This is a genomic window from Rhodanobacteraceae bacterium, from assembly GCA_016713135.1.
GTDB lineage: Bacteria > Pseudomonadota > Gammaproteobacteria > Xanthomonadales > SZUA-5 > JADKFD01.
The window spans coordinates 480481-505302 of the sequence record JADJPR010000001.1; the positions used below are offsets into that span (position 1 = coordinate 480481).

At 67.5% G+C, this 24822-nt stretch carries 17 protein-coding genes and 1 pseudogene; 9 read left to right on the plus strand and 9 right to left on the minus strand.

Going from position 1 to position 24822, the window contains the following annotated elements; genetic code table 11:
* Window positions 1–6: 6 nt before the first annotated feature.
* From IPK27_01790 to IPK27_01825, 8 genes are all read right to left on the minus strand, one after another.
* Window positions 7–1116, minus strand: a complete 1110-nt coding sequence (locus IPK27_01790; protein MBK8066387.1) for an AI-2E family transporter — start codon at window positions 1114–1116, stop codon at window positions 7–9.
* A gap of 10 nt (window positions 1117–1126) precedes the next feature.
* Window positions 1127–1426: a hypothetical protein gene (locus tag IPK27_01795; protein ID MBK8066388.1), complete on the minus strand. Its 300-nt coding sequence runs from the start codon at window positions 1424–1426 to the stop codon at window positions 1127–1129.
* A 343-nt stretch (window positions 1427–1769) separates the two neighbouring features.
* The gene (locus IPK27_01800) at window positions 1770–2939 is read right to left on the minus strand and encodes a hypothetical protein (GenBank protein MBK8066389.1); all 1170 of its coding nucleotides are present in this window, start codon (window positions 2937–2939) and stop codon (window positions 1770–1772) included.
* 7 nt (window positions 2940–2946) lie between these two features.
* Window positions 2947–3387, minus strand: coding sequence for a peptidoglycan-binding protein LysM (gene lysM / locus IPK27_01805; protein ID MBK8066390.1), 441 nt, complete (start codon window positions 3385–3387; stop codon window positions 2947–2949).
* Window positions 3388–3704: 317 nt separating this feature from the next.
* Window positions 3705–4652: a complex I NDUFA9 subunit family protein gene (locus IPK27_01810; protein ID MBK8066391.1), complete on the minus strand. Its 948-nt coding sequence runs from the start codon at window positions 4650–4652 to the stop codon at window positions 3705–3707.
* Window positions 4653–4902: 250 nt separating this feature from the next.
* A complete protein-coding gene (gene icd / locus IPK27_01815) occupies window positions 4903–6204 on the minus strand; it encodes an NADP-dependent isocitrate dehydrogenase (GenBank protein MBK8066392.1) in 1302 nt (433 codons plus the stop codon).
* A 728-nt stretch (window positions 6205–6932) separates the two neighbouring features.
* The gene (locus IPK27_01820) at window positions 6933–7796 is read right to left on the minus strand and encodes a mechanosensitive ion channel family protein (GenBank protein ID MBK8066393.1); all 864 of its coding nucleotides are present in this window, start codon (window positions 7794–7796) and stop codon (window positions 6933–6935) included.
* On the minus strand, window positions 7793–8365 hold the full coding sequence (locus tag IPK27_01825) for a DUF4124 domain-containing protein (protein MBK8066394.1): 573 nt from the start codon (window positions 8363–8365) through the stop codon (window positions 7793–7795). Before IPK27_01825 ends, IPK27_01820 begins: the two co-directional genes overlap by 4 nt.
* 120 nt (window positions 8366–8485) lie before the next feature.
* On the opposite strand from IPK27_01825, the gene IPK27_01830 reads away from it, so the two are divergent.
* The 5 genes from IPK27_01830 (at window position 8486) to IPK27_01850 (ending at window position 16898) form a co-directional block, all read left to right on the plus strand.
* The gene (locus IPK27_01830) at window positions 8486–10594 is read left to right on the plus strand and encodes an SUMF1/EgtB/PvdO family nonheme iron enzyme (protein MBK8066395.1); all 2109 of its coding nucleotides are present in this window, start codon (window positions 8486–8488) and stop codon (window positions 10592–10594) included.
* Between the two features lie 53 nt (window positions 10595–10647).
* Entirely contained in the window at window positions 10648–11508 is an 861-nt protein-coding gene (locus IPK27_01835) for a tryptophan 2,3-dioxygenase (protein ID MBK8066396.1), read from the plus strand.
* A gap of 118 nt (window positions 11509–11626) precedes the next feature.
* Complete coding sequence (locus tag IPK27_01840) at window positions 11627–11959, plus strand: H-NS histone family protein (protein MBK8066397.1); 333 nt, start codon at window positions 11627–11629, stop codon at window positions 11957–11959.
* A gap of 469 nt (window positions 11960–12428) precedes the next feature.
* Window positions 12429–13307 (plus strand): ABC transporter ATP-binding protein, encoded by an 879-nt coding sequence (locus IPK27_01845; GenBank protein ID MBK8066398.1) that lies wholly within the window; start codon window positions 12429–12431, stop codon window positions 13305–13307.
* 3 nt (window positions 13308–13310) lie between these two features.
* Window positions 13311–16898 carry an ABC transporter permease subunit gene (locus tag IPK27_01850; protein MBK8066399.1) on the plus strand — a complete coding sequence of 1196 codons (3588 nt, stop codon included), beginning with the start codon at window positions 13311–13313 and terminating at the stop codon, window positions 16896–16898.
* A 43-nt stretch (window positions 16899–16941) separates the two neighbouring features.
* Here the strand turns inward: IPK27_01850 and IPK27_01855 are convergent, their stop codons facing one another.
* Window positions 16942–17733: a transporter substrate-binding domain-containing protein gene (locus IPK27_01855; GenBank protein MBK8066400.1), complete on the minus strand. Its 792-nt coding sequence runs from the start codon at window positions 17731–17733 to the stop codon at window positions 16942–16944.
* A gap of 229 nt (window positions 17734–17962) precedes the next feature.
* On the opposite strand from IPK27_01855, the gene IPK27_01860 reads away from it, so the two are divergent.
* From IPK27_01860 to IPK27_01875, 4 genes and pseudogenes are all read left to right on the plus strand, one after another.
* A complete protein-coding gene (locus IPK27_01860) occupies window positions 17963–18565 on the plus strand; it encodes a TetR/AcrR family transcriptional regulator (GenBank protein ID MBK8066401.1) in 603 nt (200 codons plus the stop codon).
* Between the two features lie 52 nt (window positions 18566–18617).
* Window positions 18618–19785, plus strand: a pseudogene (locus IPK27_01865) (efflux RND transporter periplasmic adaptor subunit).
* 196 nt (window positions 19786–19981) lie between these two features.
* Window positions 19982–23233: an efflux RND transporter permease subunit gene (locus IPK27_01870; protein ID MBK8066402.1), complete on the plus strand. Its 3252-nt coding sequence runs from the start codon at window positions 19982–19984 to the stop codon at window positions 23231–23233.
* Window positions 23234–23312: 79 nt separating this feature from the next.
* Window positions 23313–24797, plus strand: a complete 1485-nt coding sequence (locus IPK27_01875) for an efflux transporter outer membrane subunit (GenBank protein ID MBK8066403.1) — start codon at window positions 23313–23315, stop codon at window positions 24795–24797.
* The last annotated feature ends 25 nt before the right edge of the window (window positions 24798–24822 follow it).

Sequence of the window (24822 nt, forward strand, 5' to 3'; positions counted from 1 at the left end):
CGCGGCTCAGGTCGCGTCGCTGCGATCGATCGTGATGTCGGCGCTCGCGACCTCCGCGCCGCCCTCGCCCTCGATGCGCTCGCCGCGATTCCACGCGAGCAGCAGGGTGTAGCCCACAGCCAGCAGCACCGGACCCAGGAACACGCCGAGGAAGCCGAAGGCGACGATGCCGCCGATGACGCCGAGGAACACCAGCACGAAGGGCATCTGCGAGCCGCGGCTGATCAGATAGGGCTTGATGATGTTGTCGATCCCGCTGATGACGAACATGCCCCAGATCGCCATGAACACCGCGGCCGCCCAGTGCTGGCCAGAGACCAGCCAGACCACCACCGGCACCCAGACGAAGGGCGGGCCCATCGGGATCAGGGACATGAAGAAGGTCAGCAGGCCGAGGAACATCGCGCCTGGCACGCCGACGATCAGGAAACCGATGCCGGCCAGCAGACCCTGCGCCAGCGCGGTGCCGAGGATGCCGTAAACCACGCCCTGGATGGTGCCGCCGGCGACCGCGATGAACTGCCGCGCGCGCGGGCCGATCAGCCGTGTCAGCGCCTGCTGCAAGCCCAGTGCCAGCTCGTCGCCACGGCGGAACACGAAGAAGGCGATGAACACCGAGAGACCCATCTCGACGGTGCCGCGGCCGAGCACCGCGCCGCCGGCGATCACCGCCTCGCGTACCGGGTTCAGCACCAGGCGCGCGGCTTCGGCCATTCCTGCGCCGGTGTCCAGCGCGTTCCACTTTTCCGCCAGTTCGTCGCCGACCATCGGCAGGTTGGCCACCCAGGCCGGCGGCGGTGGCAGGCCGTCGGCCGCCCAGGCCTTCACCGCGGTCACCCAGTCGCTGACGTTGTCCGCCAGGGTGAAGCCGACGATGACGAAGGGCAGCACCAGGATTGCCGCGACCGCCACCGTCATCAGCACCGCGGTCAGCGAGCGCCGGCCGCCGAGGCGTCGCTCCAGCCAGTGGTAGGCAGGCCAGCTGGCGTAACACAGGATCACCGCCCACATCAGCGCCGACAGGAAAGGGCGCAGCACCAGGAAACAGCCGATCGCGAGGAAGCTGAGCGCCGCGGCGGCGAACAGCGATTCGATCAGGCGCTGGCGGTCGACCATCGCGCGGCGCTCAGAGGCTCTTTTCCATTTCGTACTCGATGCCGCCGAAGCGCTTGGCCACCCAGTTGTAGATGATCGCCAGGATGCCGCCGGAGATCGCCCCGACCGCGCCGAAGGTCAATGGTGTCCACAGCAGCAGCGTGATCGTGTTGCCCCCGGCCGGCGGTGTCAGCGGCAGCGGCAGGTCGATGCCCGCCAGCCGCAGCCCCAACGCCAGCGCGCCCAGAACGAAGCCCTGCACGAACAGCAGCAGCGCGAATACGCGGGAAGCCGAGACCGGGTCGACCCGGGTGACACGACGACGCAACATGGCAGGACTCCAGCAGCGGTGGGTGTGGCGATGTTAGCGCTGCGCAGGACCGGGATGGGGGTTGTGCGGGCGGGGACGAGCTCTGGCTCCGGACCTTTCGATGCGGCGGGTTCGGAAGAGCGGGGCAGGGGGCAAGGGGCAGGGGACCGACTTCGATCCAAGCCCAGACGGTGTGGCGGACTTGGGTAAGGCGGGGCAAGGGCCCAGACCTATCCGCCCGCCCGTTCAACGCCGCGGACTGGAATCCGGAAACCCCCGATCGCAAGGATACGAAACCGCCTGGACGGGGCGACGGTCCCCATCCCCCGCCCCCTGCCCCTTTCCCCGCTCTTCCGCTCCCGGCTCACCGTGTGATCGGCATCACCCCGAGCGCGCGGGCGGCCTGGATGTCGATCATCTGGTGGTCGAGGTCGTTCTCGTCGGCAAAGGCGTCGCCGGCCTCATCCACCTGGCGCTGGCCCTCGGCGATGGCCGCCTCGAAGCTCGCCAGCGACGCGTCCACGTTGCTCGCCACCGGCGCGCGCTGCGGCCCTCCGGGCTTGGGCCGGCCGCCGCCGCCGCCGCCCACGCGCCTGGCGCTGGTGTCGCCGAGCATGGTGGTCTCGAGGTAAGCCCATTCCTCGCCTTCCTCGTCCAGCGCGAAGCCGAGGAACATGTGGCCCGGCACCAGCACCAGCACCGGCGTGATGTCGATCTTGCGCAGCACCGAGGCGATCAGCACGCTGCCATCGACGCAATTGGCCTGGGTCATCGCCAGCGACTCGTCGATGAAACGCACGTGCTGGCTCATCACATTGGCGTGCTCGCTGGCGGTGCGCGTGATGTTGGAATAGCGGATGCCGCGCGACTGGAGCACGTGCCAGACCGCGTAGACCTGCTTGAGTACGTCGTCTGGATCGCCTTCCTGGTAGCCGCTGAAGTTGTCGACTACCCCAGCGTCGAGCGCTTCCTTGAGGATCTGCTGCACCGCCGGGTGTTCCTCGTTGACGTAGGCGGCGAACAGCCAGTTGAAGTCGAGGTCGTCCTCGTCGGCCTCCTCGTCGATGAAGTACAGCGCGTCGTTGACCGAGCGCACGCGCACGCGCTGGGTGCGGGTCTCGGCGGGCGCGCCATCCAGCGACAGTTCGAACTCCACCGTCGCCGGCCGCGACTGGCGGATGCCGGCCAGCAGGGCGTAGTCCCAGGCGATGGTCGGCGCCAGCACCACGCTCTCGGCGACCTCCGGGATGCGCCCGCTCAGGCGACTGTCACGCGCCAGGCCGGGGACGCGCACGGTCAGCGCGAAACGCGCGCCGGCGCGCGCGCCATCGATCTGTACACCGATCAGCCCTTGCTCGTCGCCGACCACCGCGGGATCGTCCTCCTCCGGATCCGGCTCCATCGTCGCGGTGGCCAGTTCCAGGCTGGGGAACACCTGGTTGTAGGGCTCGACGAAGGGCTCCCACTCCGCCTCGGCCTGCGCCGCGCCGGCAAACGCGAGCAGGCACGCGGCGAGCAAGCAGCGCAAGACCATGGAGTCCTCAGGCCGCCGGGATGCGCAGCACCTGTCCCGGGTAGATCCGGTCCGGATCCTTCAGCAGCGGCTGGTTGGCTTCGAAGATCTTCATGTAGGCGCCCGCCTTGCCGTAATGCGCCTTGGCGATGGCGCCCAGGGTGTCGCCCTTCTTGACCGTGTAGAAGGTCGCGGCCCCGTCTTCCTGCTCCGCGACCACGCCGTCGTCGACCTTCTCCACGCCTTCGACGTTGCCCAGCGCGAGCAGCAGCTTTTCCTTGTCCGCCTGGGTCGCGGCCTTGCCCTTGACCTTGACCGTGGCGTGGTCCGGGTCGTACTCCACCATCACATCGGAGCTCATCAGGCCCTTGGACTTGAGGTGGTCGGCCAGCGCGCCGGCGGTGTTGCCCGCGGTGGCGGCGGTGAACACCTTCTCACCGGCCGACTTGACGAAATCGAGGATGCCCATGGCGCTGCTCCGTGGCGGAAAGCCCAAGCATACGCCGCGGCGCGCGCCGCAGGCGCACCTCATCAGAAATGTCCTAAGTATTTGGATCTAGGGTATTTATGCTGAGAGAAAGACGACCCTGTGACTGAGTACGCAAAGGGCGCAAAGGACGCAAAGGACGCAAAGAGAGCGAATGCCGCGGATATCAAAGCGATGATACGCATTTGATCTCCTTTGCGTCCTTTGCGTCCTTCGCGTCCAGAAATACAGACCGCAATCTTGCGCAGGTCACAGAGCGATACGCGAACAAACTCGCCGGCAGGGGCGACAGGACCCCCTCAGCGCACCGCGCGGTAGCGGTCGAGATCGCGCTGGTGTTCGCTGCGACCGATGTACTCGGGCACCACCAGTTCCATCGGGGTCGGGCGGATGCCGAGTTCGGCCAGTCCGTTGCGCTCGCTGACACTGTCCAGCGCCAGCGACTTGTAGTTGTCGCTGGAGAAGGGCTTCAAGCCCGCCGGCAGCGGATCGAAGGCCAGCCCCTGCAGATAGCCGAGGGGACCGGGCAGCGGCAGCACCAGCCGGCGCACGCCGAGGATCTGCGCGGTCCAGCGCACCAGTTCGGCCAGCGTCATGGTCTTCGGCCCGACCAGCGGATAGCTCTTGCCGACGCTGTCGGTCCGCTCCGGCGCGCGCACGAAGGCCTGGGCGACATCCTTGACGTAGACCGGCTGGAAGCGCGCGCCGGCGCGCGCCAGCGGCAGCACCGGGGCGATCTTCAGCAGCGGCGCGAAGCGGCAGAACAGCCCGTCGCCCGGCCCGAAGATCACCGAGGGCTGGAAGATCGTCCACGCCAGGCCCGAGGCCTTGACCTTCGCCTCCGCCTGCCCGCGCGAGCGCAGGTAATGGCTGTCGCCCTCGCCGGCCCGCAATGAAGACATCTGCAGCAGGCGCGCCACGCCCGCCTGCTTCATCGCCGCGATCACCGTCTCGGTCAGCGTCAGGTGCGCGCGCTCGAAGTCCTTGCCGCCAAAGCCGTTGTTCTGCAGCACCCCGACCAGGTTGACCACCGCATCCGCACCGGCGAAATGCCGCGCCAGCGCTGCGCTGTCGTAGACCTTGGCCGAGAGCGTGCGCACATTCGGGTAGACCCCCAGCTCGCGCTGCAGCTCGCGGTTGCGGCTGAGCACGTCGACCCGGTGGCCGGCGGCCTGCAGCGCATGCACCAGCGAGCGGCCGACGAAGCCGGTGCCGCCGAGGACGATGATTCTGAGGGACTTGGGCATGGCAGTGAATCCGGTTGTCAGTGATCGGCTGTCGGTTCCAGCCGGAGGGACTCCATTCTCGCGGAACTGTCGCGGCGGACCCTGACCACGATCATCCCGACGGCTCGCCGCAACAGATCGCGGCACAAGCCGCCACGGGATCCAGGGTCGCCGGCCGTTGCTGCCGACAACCAACAACCAGCAACCAACAACCAGCCATCTGTTCCACAAAGACCGGCAGCGCCATCAGCGCCGCCGGCCCTTCAATGCATCACATCGCCGCGATCAGGCGATCGGCGAACTCGGAGCACTTGACCTCGGTGGCGCCTTCCATCAAGCGCGCGAAGTCGTAGGTGACTTCCTTGTTGCCGATGGCCACGTCCATCGCGTGGATCAGCGCGTCGGCGGCTTCGGTCCAGCCCATGTAGCGCAGCATCATCTCGCCCGACAGGATCACCGAGCCCGGGTTGACCTTGTCCAGGTCGGCGTACTTCGGCGCGGTGCCGTGGGTGGCCTCGAACACCGCGTGGCCGGTCATGTAGTTGATGTTGCCGCCCGGCGCGATGCCGATGCCGCCGACCTGCGCGGCGAGCGCGTCGGAGAGGTAGTCGCCGTTCAGGTTCAGCGTGGCGATCACGTCGAACTCCTCGGGGCGGGTCAACACCTGCTGCAGCGTGATGTCGGCGATTGCGTCCTTGATCACCACCTTGCCGGCGGCGATCGCGGCCTTCTGCTCGGCGTTCGCGGCGGCCTCGCCCTGCTTGGCCTTGGTCCGCTCCCACTGGTCCCAGGTGTAGACCTTGTCGGCGAATTCGCGCTCGGCCAGGGCATAGCCCCAGTTGCGGAACGCGCCTTCGGTGAACTTCATGATGTTGCCCTTGTGCACCAGGGTCACCGACTTGCGGCCATTGGTGATGGCGTATTCGATGGCGGCGCGGATCAGGCGCTCGGAGCCGTCCCTGGAGACCGGCTTGATGCCGATGCCGGAGGATTCCGGGAAGCGGATCTTGCCGTATTCCTTCGGGAAGTGTTCCTTCAGCAGCGCGAGGATCTTCTTGTTGGCCTCGGTGCCCTGTTCGAACTCGATGCCGGCGTAGATGTCCTCGCAGTTCTCGCGGAAGATCACCATGTCGACCTTGCCCGGGTTCTTGACCGGGCTCGGCACGCCCTTGAACCAGCGCACCGGGCGCAGGCAGACGTACAGGTCGAGCATCTGGCGCAGCGCGACGTTCAGCGAGCGGATGCCGCCGCCGATCGGCGTGGTCAGCGGGCCCTTGATCGAGACCAGGTAGTCGCGGCAGGCTTGCACGGTGGCTTCCGGCAGCCAGGTGCCGAACTCGTCGTTCGACTTCTGGCCGGCGTAGACCTCCATCCAGTGGATCTTGCGCGCGCCGCCGTAGCACTTCGCCACCGCCGCATCGAACACGCGCACGCTGGCGCGCCAGATGTCGCGGCCGGTGCCATCGCCCTCGATGAACGGGATGATCGGGTTGTTCGGGACGGTCAACTTGCCGGCGTCGTCGATGGTGATCTTGGCGCCGTCAGCGGGGACTACGGGGGCTCCTGTGCTCATGGGGTTCCTCCTCGAAAAGGTGCCCGATGATAGGGTCGAAGCAGGGGCAGCGGGTGGGCTCAGGTCAAGCCGAGGGCAGGATTTTGGTCGAGGGCCCCGGCTGATCGGCCGGAGGCCGCCGATCGACGCCGGTCATCGCTTGCTGGTGGTCGGTTGCCGGCGGCAGGAGCTGGCGGCCGGAGAACTTGTGGGAGCGGCTTCAGCCGCGATCCTTTCCTGGCGGCCGCCGGAACGATCGCCGACAGCGTCGGCTCCCACGGGTTGACGGCTTGCGGGTCTTGCCGCCAACAACCAACCACCTGATTCGTACCAATCCTCATCGCCGATGGACCGGCGATGCGAAAAGCGTTCGGACAAGGTCCGAACCCACAGATGCCGCGAGCTTGCTGTGCGTGGGTTTGGACCATGTCCAAACGCTGTTGCGCTTGGGGCGCTCCCGCGATGAGGATTGGTACGAATCAGGACCAACCAACAACTGGCCCACACCCGCCCCTAGTGTCCCCTGCCATTGATTCGATGAATTATTTCCGCGCCGTTTGCCCCGAATGCGTCGTTGTTCGTCGTCGCCATAGCCCTGCCATGACCGCCGGTTCCCGCCCGCAACCAGTTGCGGGCGTCCAAGCCGGCGCGCGGCATGCCGCGCAAGCCGCCGGCTTTCACCCTCCTATCGCCTGGCCTCGAGCCAAAATGCATCGGAAATTTCTTCAACTTAATTACGGAACACCACACTAGTCCGCCGCTGCCCCCAGTTGCTCCGCTGGCGTGGGCGCGTTCTCGTGGACCACGCGCAACTCGCGTTGTGGGAAGGGCACGTCGATGCCGGCGGCGGAGAGCGTTTCCTTGAGCTGGCGCAGCAGGCTGGCGCGGGCGTCGAGGTAGTCGCCGGTGGCGACCCAGGGGCGGATGGCGAGGTCCACGCTGCTCTCGGCGAGCTTGTCGACCAGCAGTTGCGGCGGCGGATCGCGCAGCACGCGCGGGTCGGTGTCGAGCACCCCGCGGATGATGCGGAAGGCGCGGCCGATGTCGTCGCGGTAGGCGATGCCAACCACCAGGTCGATGCGCCGGGTATCTCGCGCGGTGTAGTTGAGGATCGCCTCGCTGGCGACCTTGTTGTTCGGCAGGATCAGCTCGCAGTTGTCCGGGGTCAGCAGCACGGTGTGCATCAGGCGCAGACTCTCCACCTTGCCGGTCTGGCCGCCGATGCCGATCAGATCGCCTGCGCGGAAGGGCTTCAGCAGGATCAGCATGACCCCGGCGGCGAGGTTCGACAGCGAGTCACGCAGTGCCAGCGCGATCGCCAGGCCCGCGGCGCCGAGCGCGGCGAGGATCGAGGTCATCGGCACGCCGGCCTGGTCGAGCGCGCCGACCACCACCACGACCACCATCGCGCCCGAGGCCAGGTTGCGCAGGAATTCGCGCAGCATGGCGTCCACGTTCATGCGTTCGAGCACGCGCGCGAGTACCCGCAGCGCCAGCCGCGACAGCCACAGCCCGCCGATCAGCACCAGCGCCGCGAGTGCCAGGCGCAGCGCGACCTCGGCTGCGAAGCTGGCCCACGGCAGGGCGAACAGGCGGTCGACCAGGTCTTTCATCCGCAGCGGTGGTTGAAGATCGCCTTCAGGCGCTGGCCCTCGCGGGTGAGCTTGCGCAGCTCGTCGCTGCGCGCCTTCAGTTGCGCCGCGTCGTTCGCCGCGATCTGCTCGCGGTAGTACTGGCAGGTGTCGGCGCGCGTCGCCGCCGCGCACTGGTCCTCGGCCCAGGCCTTGCCCGGCGGCGCCGCCGGCGCATTCGCCAACGGCAGCAGTTGGCGCGCCCGGTCGAGGTCGATCAGGGTACGCCGCGGGCGCGCGTCGCCGGTGAAATAGATGCTGCCGTCGGGCCGCACGCACTTGAACGAGGGCCGCGGTGCGCGGCCAGTGGCTGCCGGGCGGGCCCGGCTGGTGCCCGGGGATGCGGCCGTCGCCGCAGGTGCGGGCGTCGCGGCGGCACGCGCCTGGGCGGCGGTCGTCGGCGTGCGCAGCACACCGATCTGCCGGCCGGGGCAGGGGGAATCCTGATAGCTCACCACGCCGCCGGCCTGGCGGCACTTGTAGATGGTCGCGCCGAGTGCCGGAGTGGCCCAAAGGCACAGCGCGAAGACGGGGTAGAGGTATCGGAGCATGCGAAAAGTCTAGCCGGAATGCGGCGGCGCCGCCGCCGCGCACCGCAAGCGACCGCCTGCGCCTATGCTTGGTTCCCCCAAGGGCGCGGTCGCCAGCCGCTGCAGGGTCCGGAATCCCGCATGTCGACGACGCAACATCCCGATCTCCCGCGCATCCCCGGATACGCCGTCGAGGCGGCGCTGGGCTCCGGCGGCATGGCCACCGTGTACCGTGCGCGCCAGCTGGCGCTCGATCGTCCGGTGGCGATCAAGGTGCTGCGCGCCTACGGCCGCGAGGCGCCCGAGCTGATGCAGCGCTTCGAGCAGGAAGCCAAGCTGATCGCGGCGCTCGACCACCCCAATATCGTCGCGATCTACGAGGTCACGCGAACCGAAGAGGGCGATGCCTGCTACGTGATGCCGCTGTTCGAGCACGGCGATCTGGCCAGCCGGCCAAAGCCGATGGCCGAGAGCGAGATCCGCCGGGTGCTGGCGGCGGTGCTGGATGCGCTCGGCCACGCGCATGCCAAGGGCGTGGTGCACCGCGACGTCAAGCCGGCGAATGTGCTGTTCGATGCGCGCGGCAAGCCACTGCTGGCCGATTTCGGCGTAGCCCTGAAGGTCGCGAATCGCGAGCGCCTGACCTCGCACGGGCGCACCGTCGGCAGCTCGGAAACCATGAGCCCGGAGCAAGCGCGCGGCGATCCGGTCGATGGCCGCAGCGACCTTTACAGCGTGGGCTGCCTGGCCTACGAACTGCTGACCGGCTACCCGCCGTTCACTGGCGACGATTTCCTCCAGGTGGCGCTGCGCCACCAGCAGGAACCGGTGCCGCGGCTGCCTCCGCGGCTGTCGCACTGGCAGGCACTCATCGATCGCGCGCTGGCGAAGGCGCCGGAACAGCGCTACGCCGACGCCGCGGCGATGAGTGCGGCCCTGGAACAGATCGCACAGGCCCCGGCACGATCCACCCCGCGTCTGGCCGCCCCTTCGCCGGCATTGCTGGGGATTGCGGCGGCGCTGCTGGTGGCGCTCGGCGTCGGCGTTTGGTGGATCTTGCGCACTCCGCAGGAGACCCTGCCGGTGCAGGCAGTCGACGGAGTGGTCGCGCTGGATGCGGACACGGCACTGGGTCGCGCAGACGCAGCGATCGCCGCACGCCGCTGGTTCGACGGTAGCGCGGACAGTGCCGACGCCCTGCTGTTGCCGCTATTCGCCAGCGAACCGGTGGACGCTGCGGCCGTGGACCTGCGCGATCGCCTGCTGGAGCAGGCGAGTGCCGCGCTCGGCGCGGTTGACGACGCGAGCCTGGCGGCGCAACTGCCGCACTGGAGCGCTTTCGTGCGCGGCAGCCAGGCGACCCAGCTGCCGCCGGTGCAGGCGCTGATGGCAACACTCGAGGCGCGCTGGAAGCCGGCGCTGGAGGCGGCGCGCGCCGCGCGCGATCGCGCGCGTGCGGCGCACGAGGTGGAGCTGGCGGCGATGCTGCCGGTGCGCTCGCCGGCTTTCGCCGAAGTGGTCGATCTGGTCGCTGGCTTTCCCGCCAGTGGCGTGCCCTTCCGCGACGGCGACGGGCCGGAACTGCTGCTGATTCCGGGGGGGCGCGTGGCTGGAATCGCTGACCCCTTCGCCGTGACTCGTTTCGAGATCGCGCGCAGCGATTATCTGAAGTTCGTCGAGTCCAGCGGACGTCGCCCCGCCAGTTGTCGCGAGGGCGGGCGCAACGTGAACTGGCGCGAGCCGGGATTTCAGCAGGCAGGCAATGATCCGGTGGTCTGCGTCAGCCACGCGGACGCGGTGGCCTTTGCAGCCTGGCTGAGCCAGCGCACGGGCCGTCGATATCGCCTGCCGACGGCCGCCGAGTGGCGCGGTCTGAATGCAGCGGCACGGGTGGACAACTGCGCCAACCTGCGCGGCGAGAATCCGAACTGCGGCGACAGCTATCGGCATACCGCGCCGGGCGGGCATTTCGCCAGTGCGCCGGGAATGCCGGCGGACCTCGCCGGAAATGTCCGCGAATGGACCAGCGATTGCGAATACCAGAAAGTCGGTGCGGTCAAACGCCTCGGCACTTCGATCGGCAACCTGTTCCGCAAGGACGACAAGGACGCCAGCAAGCTGGTTTGTGTCGGCCGGCTGGCGCTGGGCAGCGGCTGGCGCGATGGCGAACTGGATCGCGCTGCCAGCGTTGAAAGCGAAGAGAGCGCCGCGGTCGATCGTGGATTCCGCCTGATCCGCGAGATTCGTTGACGCGCCGCTGGCGCGAGCGCAGCCTCGCGCCACCCCATTACCCGGCCCCTGCCATGAGCGCTTCCGACAACCTGCGCCCGCTGGAAAGCGGGATCACCCGCGACCTGACCAATCGCGTGACCTACGACGGCTACCTGCTGCTCGATCGCCTGCTGGATGCACAGCAGCCCCTGTCGCAACCGCCGCACCACGACGAAATGCTGTTCATCATCCAGCACCAGACCTCCGAATTGTGGATGAAACTGGTCATTCACGAACTCGAGGAGGCGATCGCGCGCCTGCGCGGCGACGATCTCGGCCCCTGCCTCAAGATCCTCGCGCGGGTCAAGCACATCCAGAAGCAGTTGTTCGAACAATGGGCCGTGCTGGAGACGCTCACGCCTTCGGAGTACATGCAGTTCCGCCACGTGCTGGGCCCGGCGAGCGGCTTCCAGTCCTTGCAGTACCGCATCATCGAATTCCTGCTGGGAAACAAGAATGCGGACATGCTGCCGGTATTCGATTACGCCCCGGCCCAGCGCGAACGCCTGCGCGCGGTTTTGCAATCGCCCAGCCTGTACGATGAATTCCTGCGCCACCTCGCGCGTGCGGGCCATGCGATCCCGGCACATTGCATCGAGCGCGATGTCGCGCGCCCGCACCAGCGCGAGCCGATGCTGATCCCGGTGCTCCAGCGGATCTACCAGGACCCGGACCAGTTCTGGTCCGAGTATCACCTGTGCGAGCAGCTGGTCGATGTCGAGGAGAGCTTCCAGCTCTGGCGTTTCCGCCACATGAAAACGGTGGAGCGCGTGATTGGCTATAAGCGCGGAACCGGTGGTTCCTCCGGCGTGGCTTTCCTCAAGCGCGCACTGGATCTCACATTCTTCCCGGAACTTCTGGAAGTCCGTACGGTCCTCGGCGGGCGAATCTGAATCGATGCCCAGGGGACTTGGAGTGACTCATTGTAAATACCCTTTTCATTCGGATTAATCAGGCGCAATATCCGCTCCGGCGTGAGCCCCAACCAATTTCTCGAATACGAGGTGAAACATGGCAATTGATCTGAGCGGCCTCAACGTCGCCGAACTCGAAAAGCTGATCGTCGACGCGAAGGCGCGTATCGAAGTGGTGAAGAAGCAGCAGTTCGCCGAACTGCGCCGCACCCTCGAAGCGCAGGCGCGCGATGCCGGCTTCGATATCTACGAACTGTTCGCTGGCGGCGCGCGTGCGCCGCGCGCTGCGGGCGGCGACAAGAAGGCGGTGGCCCCGAAGTATCGCAACCCGGAGAATGCCAGCCAGACCTGGACCGGTCGTGGCAAGCAGCCGGTGTGGGTGCGCGACGCGATTGCCGCCGGCAAGTCGCTGGAATCGATGGCGATCTGATCGCCCGCGTCAACGCTGCAAGCGACAAGGCCCGCAACCGCGGGCCTTGTCGTTTCTGCGATCCGGTTTCGTGCGTACCTGATTCGTACCAATCCTCATCGCGGGAGCGCCCCAAGAGCAACAGCGTTCGGACTAGGTCCAAACCCACGCACAGCAAGCTCGCGGCATCTGTGGGTCCGGACCTTGTCCGAACGCTTTTCGCATCGCCGGTCCATCGGCGATGAGGATTGGTACGAATCAGGTGTGCGTATTCGCCAAGGGAACCTCTGAACCAGTATCGCGAGCCGCGAGACTTGTTCAGAGGTTCCCAGGGTCCTGCCAGCTTGGCTGAATCGGCTTGCCGAGGTGGCGCCAGAACCGGCGCCCGCAATCCACGGCATGACCTCCGGCAGGTCATGACTTGATGCCCATTTGCCCGGCGCCGGACCGGCGCAGTCTTGGCCGGATGTGAAACCGCCAAGGAATCCGCGTGCTCCGGATCCGCGAACTCTGCAAGACCTACCCGAACGGTGTGCAGGCACTCAAGCAGGTCAGCCTGGATATTCCCACCGGCATGTTCGGGCTGCTCGGACCGAACGGTGCCGGCAAGTCCTCGCTGATGCGTACGCTGGCGACGTTGCAGGAGGCGGACAGCGGCAGCGTGCAGTTGGGCACCCTGGATGTCCTCAAGCAGAAGGACGAGGTGCGCCGCCTGCTCGGTTACCTGCCGCAGGATTTCGGGGTCTACCCGAAAGTCAGCGCCGAGGATCTGCTGGACCATTTCGCAGTGCTCAAGGGCTACCCCAACCGGCGCGAGCGTCGCGAAGTGGTGGACGCGCTGCTGCGCCAGGTGAACCTGTACGAGGCGCGCAAGCGCAAGCTCGGGACCTTCTCGGGCGGCATGCGCCAGCGTTTCGGCATCGCCCAGGCGCTGCTCGGGCAGCCCAGGCTGGTCATCGTCGACGAGCCGACCGCCGGTCTCGATCCGGAGGAGCGCAACCGCTTCCTCAACCTCCTCGCCGAAATCGGCGAGCAGGTGGTGGTGATCCTGTCCACCCATATCGTGGAGGATGTCACCGACCTCTGCCCGCGCATGGCGATCATCTCGCGCGGCGAGGTGCTGCAGACCGGCGAGCCGCTGAAGGCGATCGAGGCCTTGCGGGCGCGGGTCTGGCGCAAGGTGGTCGCGAAGGACGCACTGGCAGGCTACCAGGCCGCGCACAACGTGCTGTCCACCCGGCTGGTTGGCGGACGCCCGGTGATCCATGTCTACAGCGAGTCCCAGCCGGAGGAAGGCTTCGAGCAGATCGAGCCCGACCTGGAAGACGTCTATTTCCAGCGGCTGCGCGCCCACCAGAAGGCAGCCTGAGGCATGTTCGCAGAGTTCTTCCGCTTCGAGCTGCGCTTCCAGTTGCGCCAGCCGCTGCTGTGGGTGGTCGCCGGCGTCTTCGGCCTGCTGGCCTTCGGCGCCACCGCGTCCGATGCGGTGCAGGTCGGTGGCGCCATCGGCAATGTCTGGCGCAATGCGCCGTCCACCATCGTCACCACGATGGGCGTGTTCTCGCTGCTCGGCATGTTCCTGATCGCGATGTTCATCGCCGGGGCGATGCTGCGCGATTACGAACTCGGCACCGCTGACCTGTTCTTCGCCAGCCCGGTCAAGGCGCGCGACTACCTGCTCGGGCGCTTCGTGGCGGGCAGCGCGGCCTGCCTGCTGATCTACCTCGCGGTCGCGGCCGGCATGATGCTCGGCCAGGCGATGCCCTGGATCGACCCGCAGCGGCTCGGCCCCTTCTCGCTGCAGCCCTATGCCTGGGCGCTGGGCGTCATCGTGCTGCCGAACCTGCTGTTCGCCGGCGCACTGCTGGCCTTGCTGGCGGCGCTGACGCGCAGCCTGCTGGCGGTCTACCTCGGCCTGCTGGCCTTTTTCGTGCTGTGGATCATGGCCGGTGCACTGACCCAGGGGCTGGACAATGTCTGGATGGCGGCGCTGGTGGATCCCTTCGGCCTGCGCGCGATGGGCCGCGCGATGCGCTACTGGAGCACCGAGGAGCGCAACACGCGGTTGCCGGAGCTGCTTGGATTCGTGCTCGCCAACCGCGCGCTGTGGGGCGCGCTCGCGCTGGCCATGGTGTACGCCATGCTGCGCCTGTTCTCGCCCACCCGCAGCGGCACCGGGCCCGCGCGCAAGCCCACCAGGCCCGTCGCCCCGGTGGCAGCTTCGCCGGCGCTAATGGCGGCTCTGCCGGCCATGTCCTCAGCGGCGCCACGTTTCGATGCCCGCAGCGCCTTCGCGATGTTCCGCCAGCAACTGGTGTTCGACACCCTCGGCGTGCTGCGCAGCGTGCCTTTCCTGGTGATGTTGCTGTTCGCGGTGATCCTGTTCCTCAACAACGCCCGCTTCACCGAGCGCATGTTCGAGACCGAGGTGTACCCGGTCACCTACATCATGCTCGACGTGATGCGCGGCAACATGAGCCTGTTCCTGTTCCTGATCGTCGTGTTCTATGCCGGCGAGCTGATCTTCAAGGAACGCCAGGCGCGGTTGGCGGACGTGGTCGATGCCATGCCGGTGCCCAACTTCGTGCCACTGGCCGCCAAGTGCGGCGCCTTGCTGGCCGTGGTGCTGGTGTTCGCGCTGGTCAACGCGGCCTGCGGCATGCTGTTCCAACTGGTCAATGGCTACACCCGGCTGGAGCCAGGCCTGTACCTCTCGGCGCTGGCGATTGGCGTGGTGCCGTTCGTGCTCATCGGGCTGCTCTCGCTGGCGCTGATGGTCTACACCCAGCACAAGTTCGTCGGCTACCTGGTGGTGATCCTGGTGTTCCTGGCGCAGACCGTGCTCGGCCTGCTCAACTACGACCACAATCTGTACAACTTCGCAGGTGCCCCAGGCACACCGTACTCGGCGATGAACGGCTGGGGTCATTACCTGACCGGCTGGGCCTGGTTCTCGGGCTACTGGGTGCTGTTCACCCTGATGTTGCTGTGGCTGGCTGCGGCGCTGTGGACCCGCGGACAGGTGGCGACCTGGCGCGAACGCCTGCGCCTGGCCGGACGCCAGTTGCGCGGGCCGTTGGGGGTTGCGCTGGCCCTGACCGGCGTCGCGTGGGCCGCCAGCGGCACCTGGATCGGCTACAACACCAACGTCCTGAACACCTATCGCCCGGGCGATGAAGCGCTCGACCTGCAGGCGCGCTATGAGCGCGAGTACGCGCAGTTCCAGGACTTGGCGCAACCGCGCATCCGTGCGGTCCGCGCGGATGTCGACCTGCGCCCCGAGTCGCGCCAGGCGACCATTCGTGGCGAATACCGCTTGCATAACCCGCATGCCGCGCCGATCGCCGAGTTGCACATCGTGCTGCCCGAACAGATCAGGCTGACCGAGCTGCGGCTGCCTGGCGCGCAGCTGCTCAAGTTCGACCAGCCGCTCGGCTATCGCATCTACCGCCTCGCCGATCCTCTGCAGCCGGGCGCGGAACTCGCGATGGGCTTCACCATCGCCGGGGGCGAGCGCGGCTTCGGCAACAACATCCTGCAGACCGCCATCGTCGACAACGGCAGCTTCTTCAACTCCAGCGTGTTCCCGGGCTTCGGCTACGATCACCGGCGGCAGATCGTGGACCGCAACGAACGGCGCAAGCGCGGCCTGGGCGAACCCCGGCGCATGCCGAAGCTGGAGGACGTCGCTGCGCGCGGCAGCACCTACATCAGCGACGATGCCGACTGGATCGAATTCGCCACCAGCGTATGCACCGCGCCAGACCAGATCGCGCTGGCGCCGGGCTACCTGGTGCGCGAGTTCCAGCGCGACGGCCGGCGCTGCTTCGAGTACGCGATGGACCGGCCGATGCTGCCCTTCTTCGCATATCTCTCGGCGCGTTGGCAGGTGCGCCGCGATGCCTGGAAGGACATCCCGATCGAGGTCTATTACGACGCCGCGCACCCCTACAACGTGGAGCGCATGATCGAAGGGGTCAAGGACTCGCTGGACTATTTCACCGCTGAGTTCTCGCCCTACCAGCACCGCCAGGTGCGCATCCTCGAGTTCCCGCGCTACGCGCGCTTCGCGCAGAGCTTCGCCAACACCATCCCGTTCTCCGAATCGAGCGGGTTCATTGCCGATTTGCGCGATGCGCAGGCACTGGACTACGTCTACTACGTCACCGCACACGAAGTCGCGCACCAGTGGTGGGCGCACCAGGTGATCGGCGCCAACCAGCAGGGCTCCACCATGCTCAGCGAATCGCTCTCACAGTATTCGGCGCTGATGGTGATGGAGCGCAAGTACGGCCGCGCGAAGATGCGCAAGTTCCTGCGCTACGAACTCGACAACTACCTGTCCAACCGCGGCGGCGAGGTGGTCGAGGAGCTGCCGTTGTACCGCGTCGAGAACCAGCCCTACATTCATTACCGCAAGGGCTCGCTGGTGTTCTACCGCCTGCGCGAGGAGATCGGCGAGGCCGCGCTGAACCGGGCGCTGGCGCGCCTCCTCCGGGACAAGGCCTTCCAGCAGCCGCCCTACACCAACTCGTTGGAATTGCTCGACTACATCCGTGCCGAGGCGGGCCCGCAGCATGCGGAGCTGATCGCCGACCTGTTCGAGAAGATCAGCTTCTACGACAACCGCGTCCTGGCGGCGACCGCGAGCCGACGCGGCGATGGCAAGTACGTGCTCAACCTGGAACTCAAGGCCTCCAAGCTGTACTCCGACGGCCTCGGCAAGGAGACCGCGGGCGCGCTCGATGACTGGATCGAGATCGGTGTGTTCGCCCGCGAGCCCGGCGCGGATGAGTCCGACGAAAAGGTCCTGCTGCTCGAGCGCAGGCGCGTGCGCGAGGGCGAGCTCAAGGTCGAGCTGGTGGTCGACGAACTGCCCTACGAGGCCGGTATCGACCCCTACAACAAGCTGATCGACCGGGTGCCTGCGGACAATCGCAAGCGAGTGGAGCTGCGTTGAGGTGGGTCCCGGCGCGCGGCCCAGGGAACACTTCAGAGGTTCCCTAGCGCTCCGCGCCTTCCCAATCCTTCAGGTTGTAGTTCTTCAGGATCTCAGCGAGCTTGCCGCTGGCGCGCAGTTGCGCGGTGCCCTTGCCGAACATGTCGGCATAGGCGCGTCCGCGCGGATCCGCCGGGGTGCAGGCGATGTAGACCTCCTCGGGCTCGCCGGTCTCGCCCAGCGAGATCACCCGGCCGGGTTCCATCTTGGCCTGCTCCAGCGCGTAGGCGAGCACATTGCGGTCTTCGATGATGGTGTCCACCCGCCGCCCGATCAGGCGGGCGAGCAGGCGCACGATGCCGCGACCCACCGCCGGGACCACCTCGAGCCGGTTCGCGTCCCCCTTGTGCTGCTCGATGTAGGCATCCAGCTCATCGCCGTAGCTGTATTCCTCGAGGATGCCGATCTTGACCGTGTCCAGGCTGGCGACGCCGTCGAAGCGCCATTTCTGCTCGGCCAGGCCCCAGAACACGTTGCCCGACGGGCCCCAGCCCACATCGGGGAACTCGAATCCTTCGGCATCGGACTTGTAGGCGCCGACCACGCAGTCGGCGCTGCCGGAGCGCACCACGTCGAGCGCATTGGCCCAGGGCATGGTGCGGTACTGAATCGTGTGGCCGTTGGCCTCGGCGATCGCCTTCGCCATGTCGACCATGTAGCCGCCGGGGTTCATCTCGGAGCCGCCACTGTAGGGCAGCCAGGGATCTGCGCGGATGCGGATCTCGTCCGCGAGCAGCGGAGTGCTCGCCAGCAGCGAGCCCAATACCATCCAGCGTGCGACGCGACCTTGCAGCATGGCGCAACCCCCCGAATCCGCATGGCGATCAGGCATGCCTGCCGGGTACGGCGACAGGCGGTTGCCCCGAGCATAACCTGTTTGCGATTCCACACCAGCTATCGAAAGTGTGACTTGACGGGTCGCCACCCCGGTGGGGAACGGCCGCGACGAATGACTTTCGGCAGCTTGTCCTCAAGGCCGATGCGGAGCAGTATTCCGATACAGAACGTTCTGTATAGAAATAGCCATGTCCAGGCCACCGAGAGCGCGCAAGAAGGTACTCGATGCCGCCGAGCGCATCGTCAAGGCGCGCGGAGCAGCCAACCTGACCTTCGAGGAACTGGTCCAGGAAAGCGGAATCTCGCGCGGCGGCATCACCTACCACTTCGCCACCAAGGACGAATTGCTGCGCGCGCTGATCGAGCGCGACCTGGAGCAGGGCAAGGCCGAGGAAGCGAGGTTCCGTACTGCCGCGGGCGACGGCCCAGCCGCCGAGCTGATCGCCCAGATCCGCGCCTGGAGCCAGCCGGACGCCGATCGCAAGCGCTTTGTTGCCGGCATGCTGAGCGCAGTCGCGCACGATCCGGGCTTGCTCGATCCGATCCGCTGCCATCATCAGGCCGAGTGCGCGGGCCGCACCTGGGACGAGGCCGGCATCCGCGTCGCCATCCTCAAGCTGGCGGCTGCGGGCATGTTCTGGAGTGAATTCTTCGGCTGCAGCGAAGTGCCGTCCGAACAGCGTCCGCGCGTGATCGCGGAGCTGGGCGCGCCAGTGGACCTGGCGTGGGTGCCCGCCACGCCCGCGCCGCTCGCACCGGTCCCCGCGCCACGGGCGCGCGCACGCCGCTGAGCACCTCGGCGTCACCCATTCCAATCGATACGCATACCACGAAGAACACACCATGACCCGGATCCTGAAACCCGCTGTCCTGATCGCCGCATCATTGCTCGCCGCCTGCGGCGGGAGCGGCGGCCCGCCCGAGGGCGGCATGCAGATGCCGCCGACCCCGGTCAATGTCGCCGAGGTGGTCAACCGCCCGGTGACCGAATGGGACGAGTTCAACGGCCGCTTCGTGGCCGTCGAGCGGGTCGACATCCGCCCACGCATCCAGGGCTACATCACGCGCATCGCCTTCACCGAGGGCGCCGAGGTGGCCAAGGGCGATCTGCTGGTGGAGATCGACGACCGCGAGTACCGCGCCGCGCTTGCCCGCGCCGAGGCCGAGGTCAAGCGCGCGCAGACTCGCGTGGTGCGCGCCGAGCGCGACATCGAGCGCGGGCGCAAGCTGGTCGCGGCCAAGGCGATGTCCACCGAGGAATGGGACCAGCGCGAGGCCGAGCTGGCGCAGGCCAAGGCCGATGTCGCCGCGATGCAGGCCGCCGCGGCGCAGGCGCGCCTCAACGTCGACTTCACCCGGGTCACCGCGCCGATCAGCGGGCGTGTGGGCGCGGCGATGATCACCACCGGCAACCTGGTCGATCCCAGCGCGCTGCTCACGACGATGGTCTCGCTCGACCCGATCCAGGTCTATTTCGAGGGCGACGAACGCCCCTTCCCTGCGCACCCAGGGCGAGGGCAAGGTGATCGGCCGCGCGGTGCGCATCGGCCTGGCCAACGAGCAAGGTTACCCGCACGAGGGCGTGCTCGACTTCGTCGACAACCAGTTGGATCCGTCCAGCGGCACGATCCGTGCGCGCGCTGAACTGGCCAACCCGGAACGCCGCTACACGCCGGGGCTGTTCGCGCGGGTGCAGCTGACCGGCGGCGCCGAGCGCCAGGCCCTGCTGATCCACGACCAGGCCGTGCTCACCGACCAGGACCGCAAGTACGTCTACGTGGTCGGCGAGGGCAACAGCGCGCAGCGCAAGGATGTGGTCCTCGGCGGCAGCGTGGACGGCTTGCGCATTGTCGAATCCGGCCTCGCCGCGGGCGACCGAGTGGTGGTCAACGGCATGAAGAAAATCTTCTTCCCCGGCGCCCCGCTGCAGCCGGTGGAGGTGCCGATGGACGCGCCGAACACGGTGGTGGAGCAGGCGGCGGCGCAGGGTGCGCAGGCGGGTGGGATGTGAAGTGCCAGAAGCGGGGCAGGGGTCAGGGGGCAGGGGACCTGCCGGGCGGCTTCGGTCCCGGCGCGCGAGGTGCGCTGGCTTGCATCGCCCGAAATCGAATCGCCTCAAGGTCTGATGGGGCCGCGCAGCAGGTCCCCTGCCCCCTGACCCCCGCCCCGCTCTTGCGCCGCTGAGCCCCACGACATCGAGTCCCCCAATGGCCCACGCCGACTTTTCCAAGATTTTCGTCGACCGCCCGATCCTCGCGGCGGTGCTGTCGTTGCTGGTGTTTCTCGCCGGCGCGGTGGCGATTCCGAACCTGCCGATCAGCGAGTACCCGGATGTGGTGCCGCCGTCGGTGCAGGTGACCGCGATCTACCCGGGCGCCAATCCCAAGACCATCGCCGAGACCGTCGCCGCGCCGATCGAGGAGGCGGTCAACGGCGTAGAAGGCATGATCTACATGAAGTCCACCGCGGGCTCCGACGGCACCATGCTGCTGACGGTGACCTTCCGCGGCGGCACCGACATCGACCTCGCCACGGTGCAGGTGCAGAACCGCGTCGCGCAGGCCTTGCCGCGCCTGCCCGAAAGCGTGCGCCAGCTCGGCGTGACCACCGTGAAGTCCTCGCCGAACCTGACCATGGTGGTGCACGTCACCAGCCCGGACCAGCGCTACGACGGCCTGTACCTGTCGAACTTCGCGAACTTGCGGGTGCGCGATGAGCTGGCGCGCATCGAAGGCGTCGGCCAGGCGATTGCCTTCGGCGCCGGCAATTACTCGATGCGCGTGTGGATCGATCCGGACAAGGCCGCGGCGCGCGAGCTGACCGCCGGCGACATCATCGGCGCCATCCGCGAGCAGAACCTGGAGGTCTCCGCCGGCACCATCGGCGGGCCGCCGCATCCGGACAGCGCGATGCAGTTCTCGATCAATGCGCAGGGTCGCTTGAACACGGTCGAGGAATTCGGCGAGATCGTGCTCAAGGCGGGCCGGCAGGGCGAGATCACGCGGCTGAGGGATGTCGCGCGGATCGAGCTCGGCTCGAACAGCTACACGATCAATTCGCTGCTGAACAACCAGAACGCCGCGGCGATCGTGATCTTCGAGGCGCCGGGCGCGAACACCATCGAACTCTCGGATGCCATCCGCGCCAAGATGGCCGAACTGCAGAAGGGCTTTCCGCAGGGCGTCGAGTGGAGCGTGATGTACGACCCGACGGTGTTCGTGCGCCAGTCGATCAAGTCGGTCGTGACCACCTTGCTGGAAGCGGTGGCGCTGGTGGTGCTGGTGGTGGTGGTGTTCCTGCAGACCTGGCGTGCATCGATCATCCCGCTGCTGGCGGTGCCGGTCAGCGTGATCGGCACCTTCGCGGTACTCTGGCTGCTCGGCTACTCGATCAACGTGCTGACCCTGTTCGGCCTGGTGCTGGCGATCGGCATCGTGGTCGACGACGCGATCGTGGTGGTCGAGAACGTCGAGCGCCACATCGAGGACGGCATGACGCCGCGCGATGCCGCGCACAAGGCGATGCAGGAGGTCTCCGGGCCGATCGTCGCGATCTCGCTGGTGCTCGCCAGCGTGTTCGTGCCGCTGGCCTTCATCGGCGGCGTGTCCGGCCAGTTCTACAGCCAGTTCGCGATCACCATCGCCGCTTCGGTGCTGATCAGCGCTTTCAACTCGTTGACCCTGTCCCCGGCGTTGTCGGCAGTACTGTTGCAACCGCGCGGCGCGCGCAAGGACGCCCTCGGAAAGCTCATCGAACGCGTGTTCGGCCGCTTCTTCGGCTGGTTCAACGCGCGCTTCAAGCGCGCCAGCGGGCGCTATTCCGGGCGCATCGGCCACACCATCGCGCGTGCGCCGCGGCTGATGGTGGTCTACGGTTTGCTGATCGGCCTGACCGCCTATGCCTTCACCCTGGTGCCGTCCGGCTTCATCCCGACCCAGGACAAGCAATACCTGTTCGCCGCGCTGCAGTTGCCCGAGGGCGCCACGCTCAAGCGCACCGAGGCGGCGATGCGCCGGATGGGCGAGATGGCGCTGGCCACGCCGGGGGTGGAGAGCGTGGTCCAGTTTCCGGGCCTGAATGCGGTGCACTTCGTCAACACCAGCAATGCCGGGCTGATGTTCGTCGGCATCACGCCGCAGAACGAGCGCGACATCAGCGCGGCCGAGATCGCAGGCATGCTGAACGGCCAGTTCTCGCAGATCCAGGACGGCCTGGCCTTCGCCCTGCTGCCGCCGCCGGTGCTCGGCCTGGGCAATTCGGCGGGCGTGGAAACCTATGTGCAGGACCGCAGCGCGGCCGGTTATGGCGAGCTCAACAACCAGGTGCAGGCGCTGTCCGGCGCGCTGCGCGGCACGCCCGGTTTTGATCCTTACGCGGTGTTCTCCTCCTTCCAGGCGAATGTGCCGCAGCTGGATGCCAGCGTCGACCGCATCAAGGCCAAGGAGCAGGGCCTGGCGCTGACCGAGATCTACACCGCGTTGCAGGTCTACCTCGGCTCCGCCTACGTCAACGACTTCAACCTGTTCGGACGCACCTACAGCGTCTATGCGCAGGCCGACGCGGACTTCCGCGACCAGGTCGAGGACATCTCGCGGATCAAGGTACGCAACGCGGCCGGGCAGATGGTGCCGATTGGCTCGCTGGTGGAGGTGACCCCGAGCTTCGGTCCGGACCCGGTGGTGCGCTACAACGGCTATCCGGCGGCCGATTTGCAGGCCGGCATCAACCCGGCGCTGATGTCGAGCCAGCAGGCCATCGCACAGATCAAGACCATGGCCGCCGGGATGTTGCCGCAGGGCATGCAGATCGAATGGACCGGCCTCACCTTCCAGGAGGCCACCCAGGGCTCGCTGGCGCTGCTGGTGTTCCCCTTGTGCGTGCTGCTGGTCTACATGGTGCTGGCGGCGCTGTACGAGAGCTGGACCCTGCCGCTGGCGGTGATCCTGATCGTGCCGATGTGCCTGCTGAGCGCCATCGGCGGCATCTGGCTGCTGAACTTCATCAGCGGGACCTGGTTCGGCATTTCGATCGGCATGGGCTGGATCCTGCCGCCGCCAATGAGCGTGCCGCCGACCTTCATCGACAACAACATCTTCACCCAGATAGGACTGGTCGTGCTGATGGGCCTGGCGTGCAAGAACGCGATCCTGATCGTCGAGTTCGCGCGCGACCTGGAAGAGGAGGGCATGGGCATCGTCGACGCCGCGATCGAAGCCTGCCATTTGCGCCTGCGCCCGATCCTGATGACCAGCTTCGCCTTCATCATGGGCGTGCTGCCATTGGTCTTCGCCAGCGGCGCCGGCGCCGAAGTGCGTCACGTCATGGGTGTCACCGTGTTCGCCGGCATGCTCGGCGTGACCTTCTTCGGCCTGTTCTTCACCCCGGTGTTTTATGTGGTGTTGCGCAAGTGGGCGGAGCGCGGCGCAGCACCGGCGCGGGCGGAGGTGGGTCATGGCTGAGCTACGCGCTGGAAACGGCTTTCCGGTGAAGAGCATGGGTCCGCAAAGGACGCAAAGGACGCAAAGAGAGCAGCAGCGCATGGATAACTTACCGAGTCCGCCAGTCGATCGCCGGGGACGCTTTTCCTTTGCGTTCTTTGCGTCCTTTGCGGACAAAAAGAGCAGCCCGGCCCGGGCACTGGGGCTGGGACTTGCATCGCTCGTCCTCGCCGCCTGCAACGTCGGCCCCGAATACGTGCGTCCGGATGCGGACATCGCGCCGCGCTTCGACCAGGCGCAGGCTGAGGCCTTCCCGCACACGGCGGTCGGTACGCAGGTGTGGAAGTCCTTCAACGAGCCGGAGCTGGATGCGCTGATCGCGCGGGCGCTCGCGGCCAACACTTCGATCGCGCAGGCGCTGGCGCGGCTGGACGAGACGCGTTCGCTGGCCGGCCTGAGCTTCTACAGCCTGTTCCCGACGACCACGTCGGGTGCCGATGCCGAGCGCAGCGATCCGTCGGGCGAGGACCCGTTCATCCCGGCCGACCAGCAGCGCACCGACACCTACCGCGCCGGCTTCGACCTCTCCTGGGAGATCGATCTGTTCGGTTCGCTCAGGCGCCAGAGCGAGGCGATCTACCGCGAGGTGGATGCGCGCTCGGCGGCGCTGGATGCGATGCGGCTGTCGGTGGTGGCCGAGACCGCGCAGGCCTACTTCGCCTGGCGCGGTGCGCAGGCGCGCCTCGCGGTGCAGCAGCGCAACCTGGCCAACCTGAGCGAAAACCTCGACATCCTGCGCAAGCAGCTGGACGCCGGCCGCGGCACCGAGCTGGACGTGGCGCGCGCCAATGCGCTCGGCCTGTCGGTGGCGGCGCAGGTGCCGCTGACCCGGGCCGAGGTGGTGCGCCAGGAGCAGCGCCTGGCGGTGCTCACGGCGCAACCGGTGGCCAGCCTGCGCAAGCAACTGGCGCCGACCAAGGCGCTGCCCCAACTGCCGGCGATGGTGCCGGTGGGCACGCCGGAGCAATGGCTGGCGCGTCGGCCGGATGTGCGCGAAGCCGATCGCACGCTGGCTGCCGAGGTCTCGCGCATCGGCGTCGAAACCGCCGAGTTCTATCCCAAGCTGACCCTGCTCGGCGGCTTCGGCGCCACCGCGCAGTCCTTGCGCAATCTCGGCGACAGCGAGGCGCAGCGCTGGCGCTTCGGGCCGTCGCTGAGCTGGAGCTTCCTCGACTTCGGCCGGGTGCGCCAGCGCGTGCTGGCGCAGCGCGCACGCGCCGACGGCGCGATCGCCGCCTACCAGGAAGCCTGGCTCAAGGCGCTGGAGGAGACCGAAAACGCGATGGCCGGCTACCGCGCGGCGAACGAATCGGCGCAGGCGCTGGAACTGGCGGTCAGCGAAAGCCGCAAGGCGGCGGACCTGGCGCGCCTGCGTTTTGACGCCGGTGCCAGCGACTACCTCGCAGTGCTCGACGCAGAGCGTTCCCTGCTCGATTTCGAGGATCGCCTGGCCGAGGCCAGCACCCGCCGCGCGACCACCCTGGCGGCGCTGTACAAGGCGCTCGCGGGGGATTTCGCGCAGTAGCGGCGCGGCGCGCACTGGCCGCGCG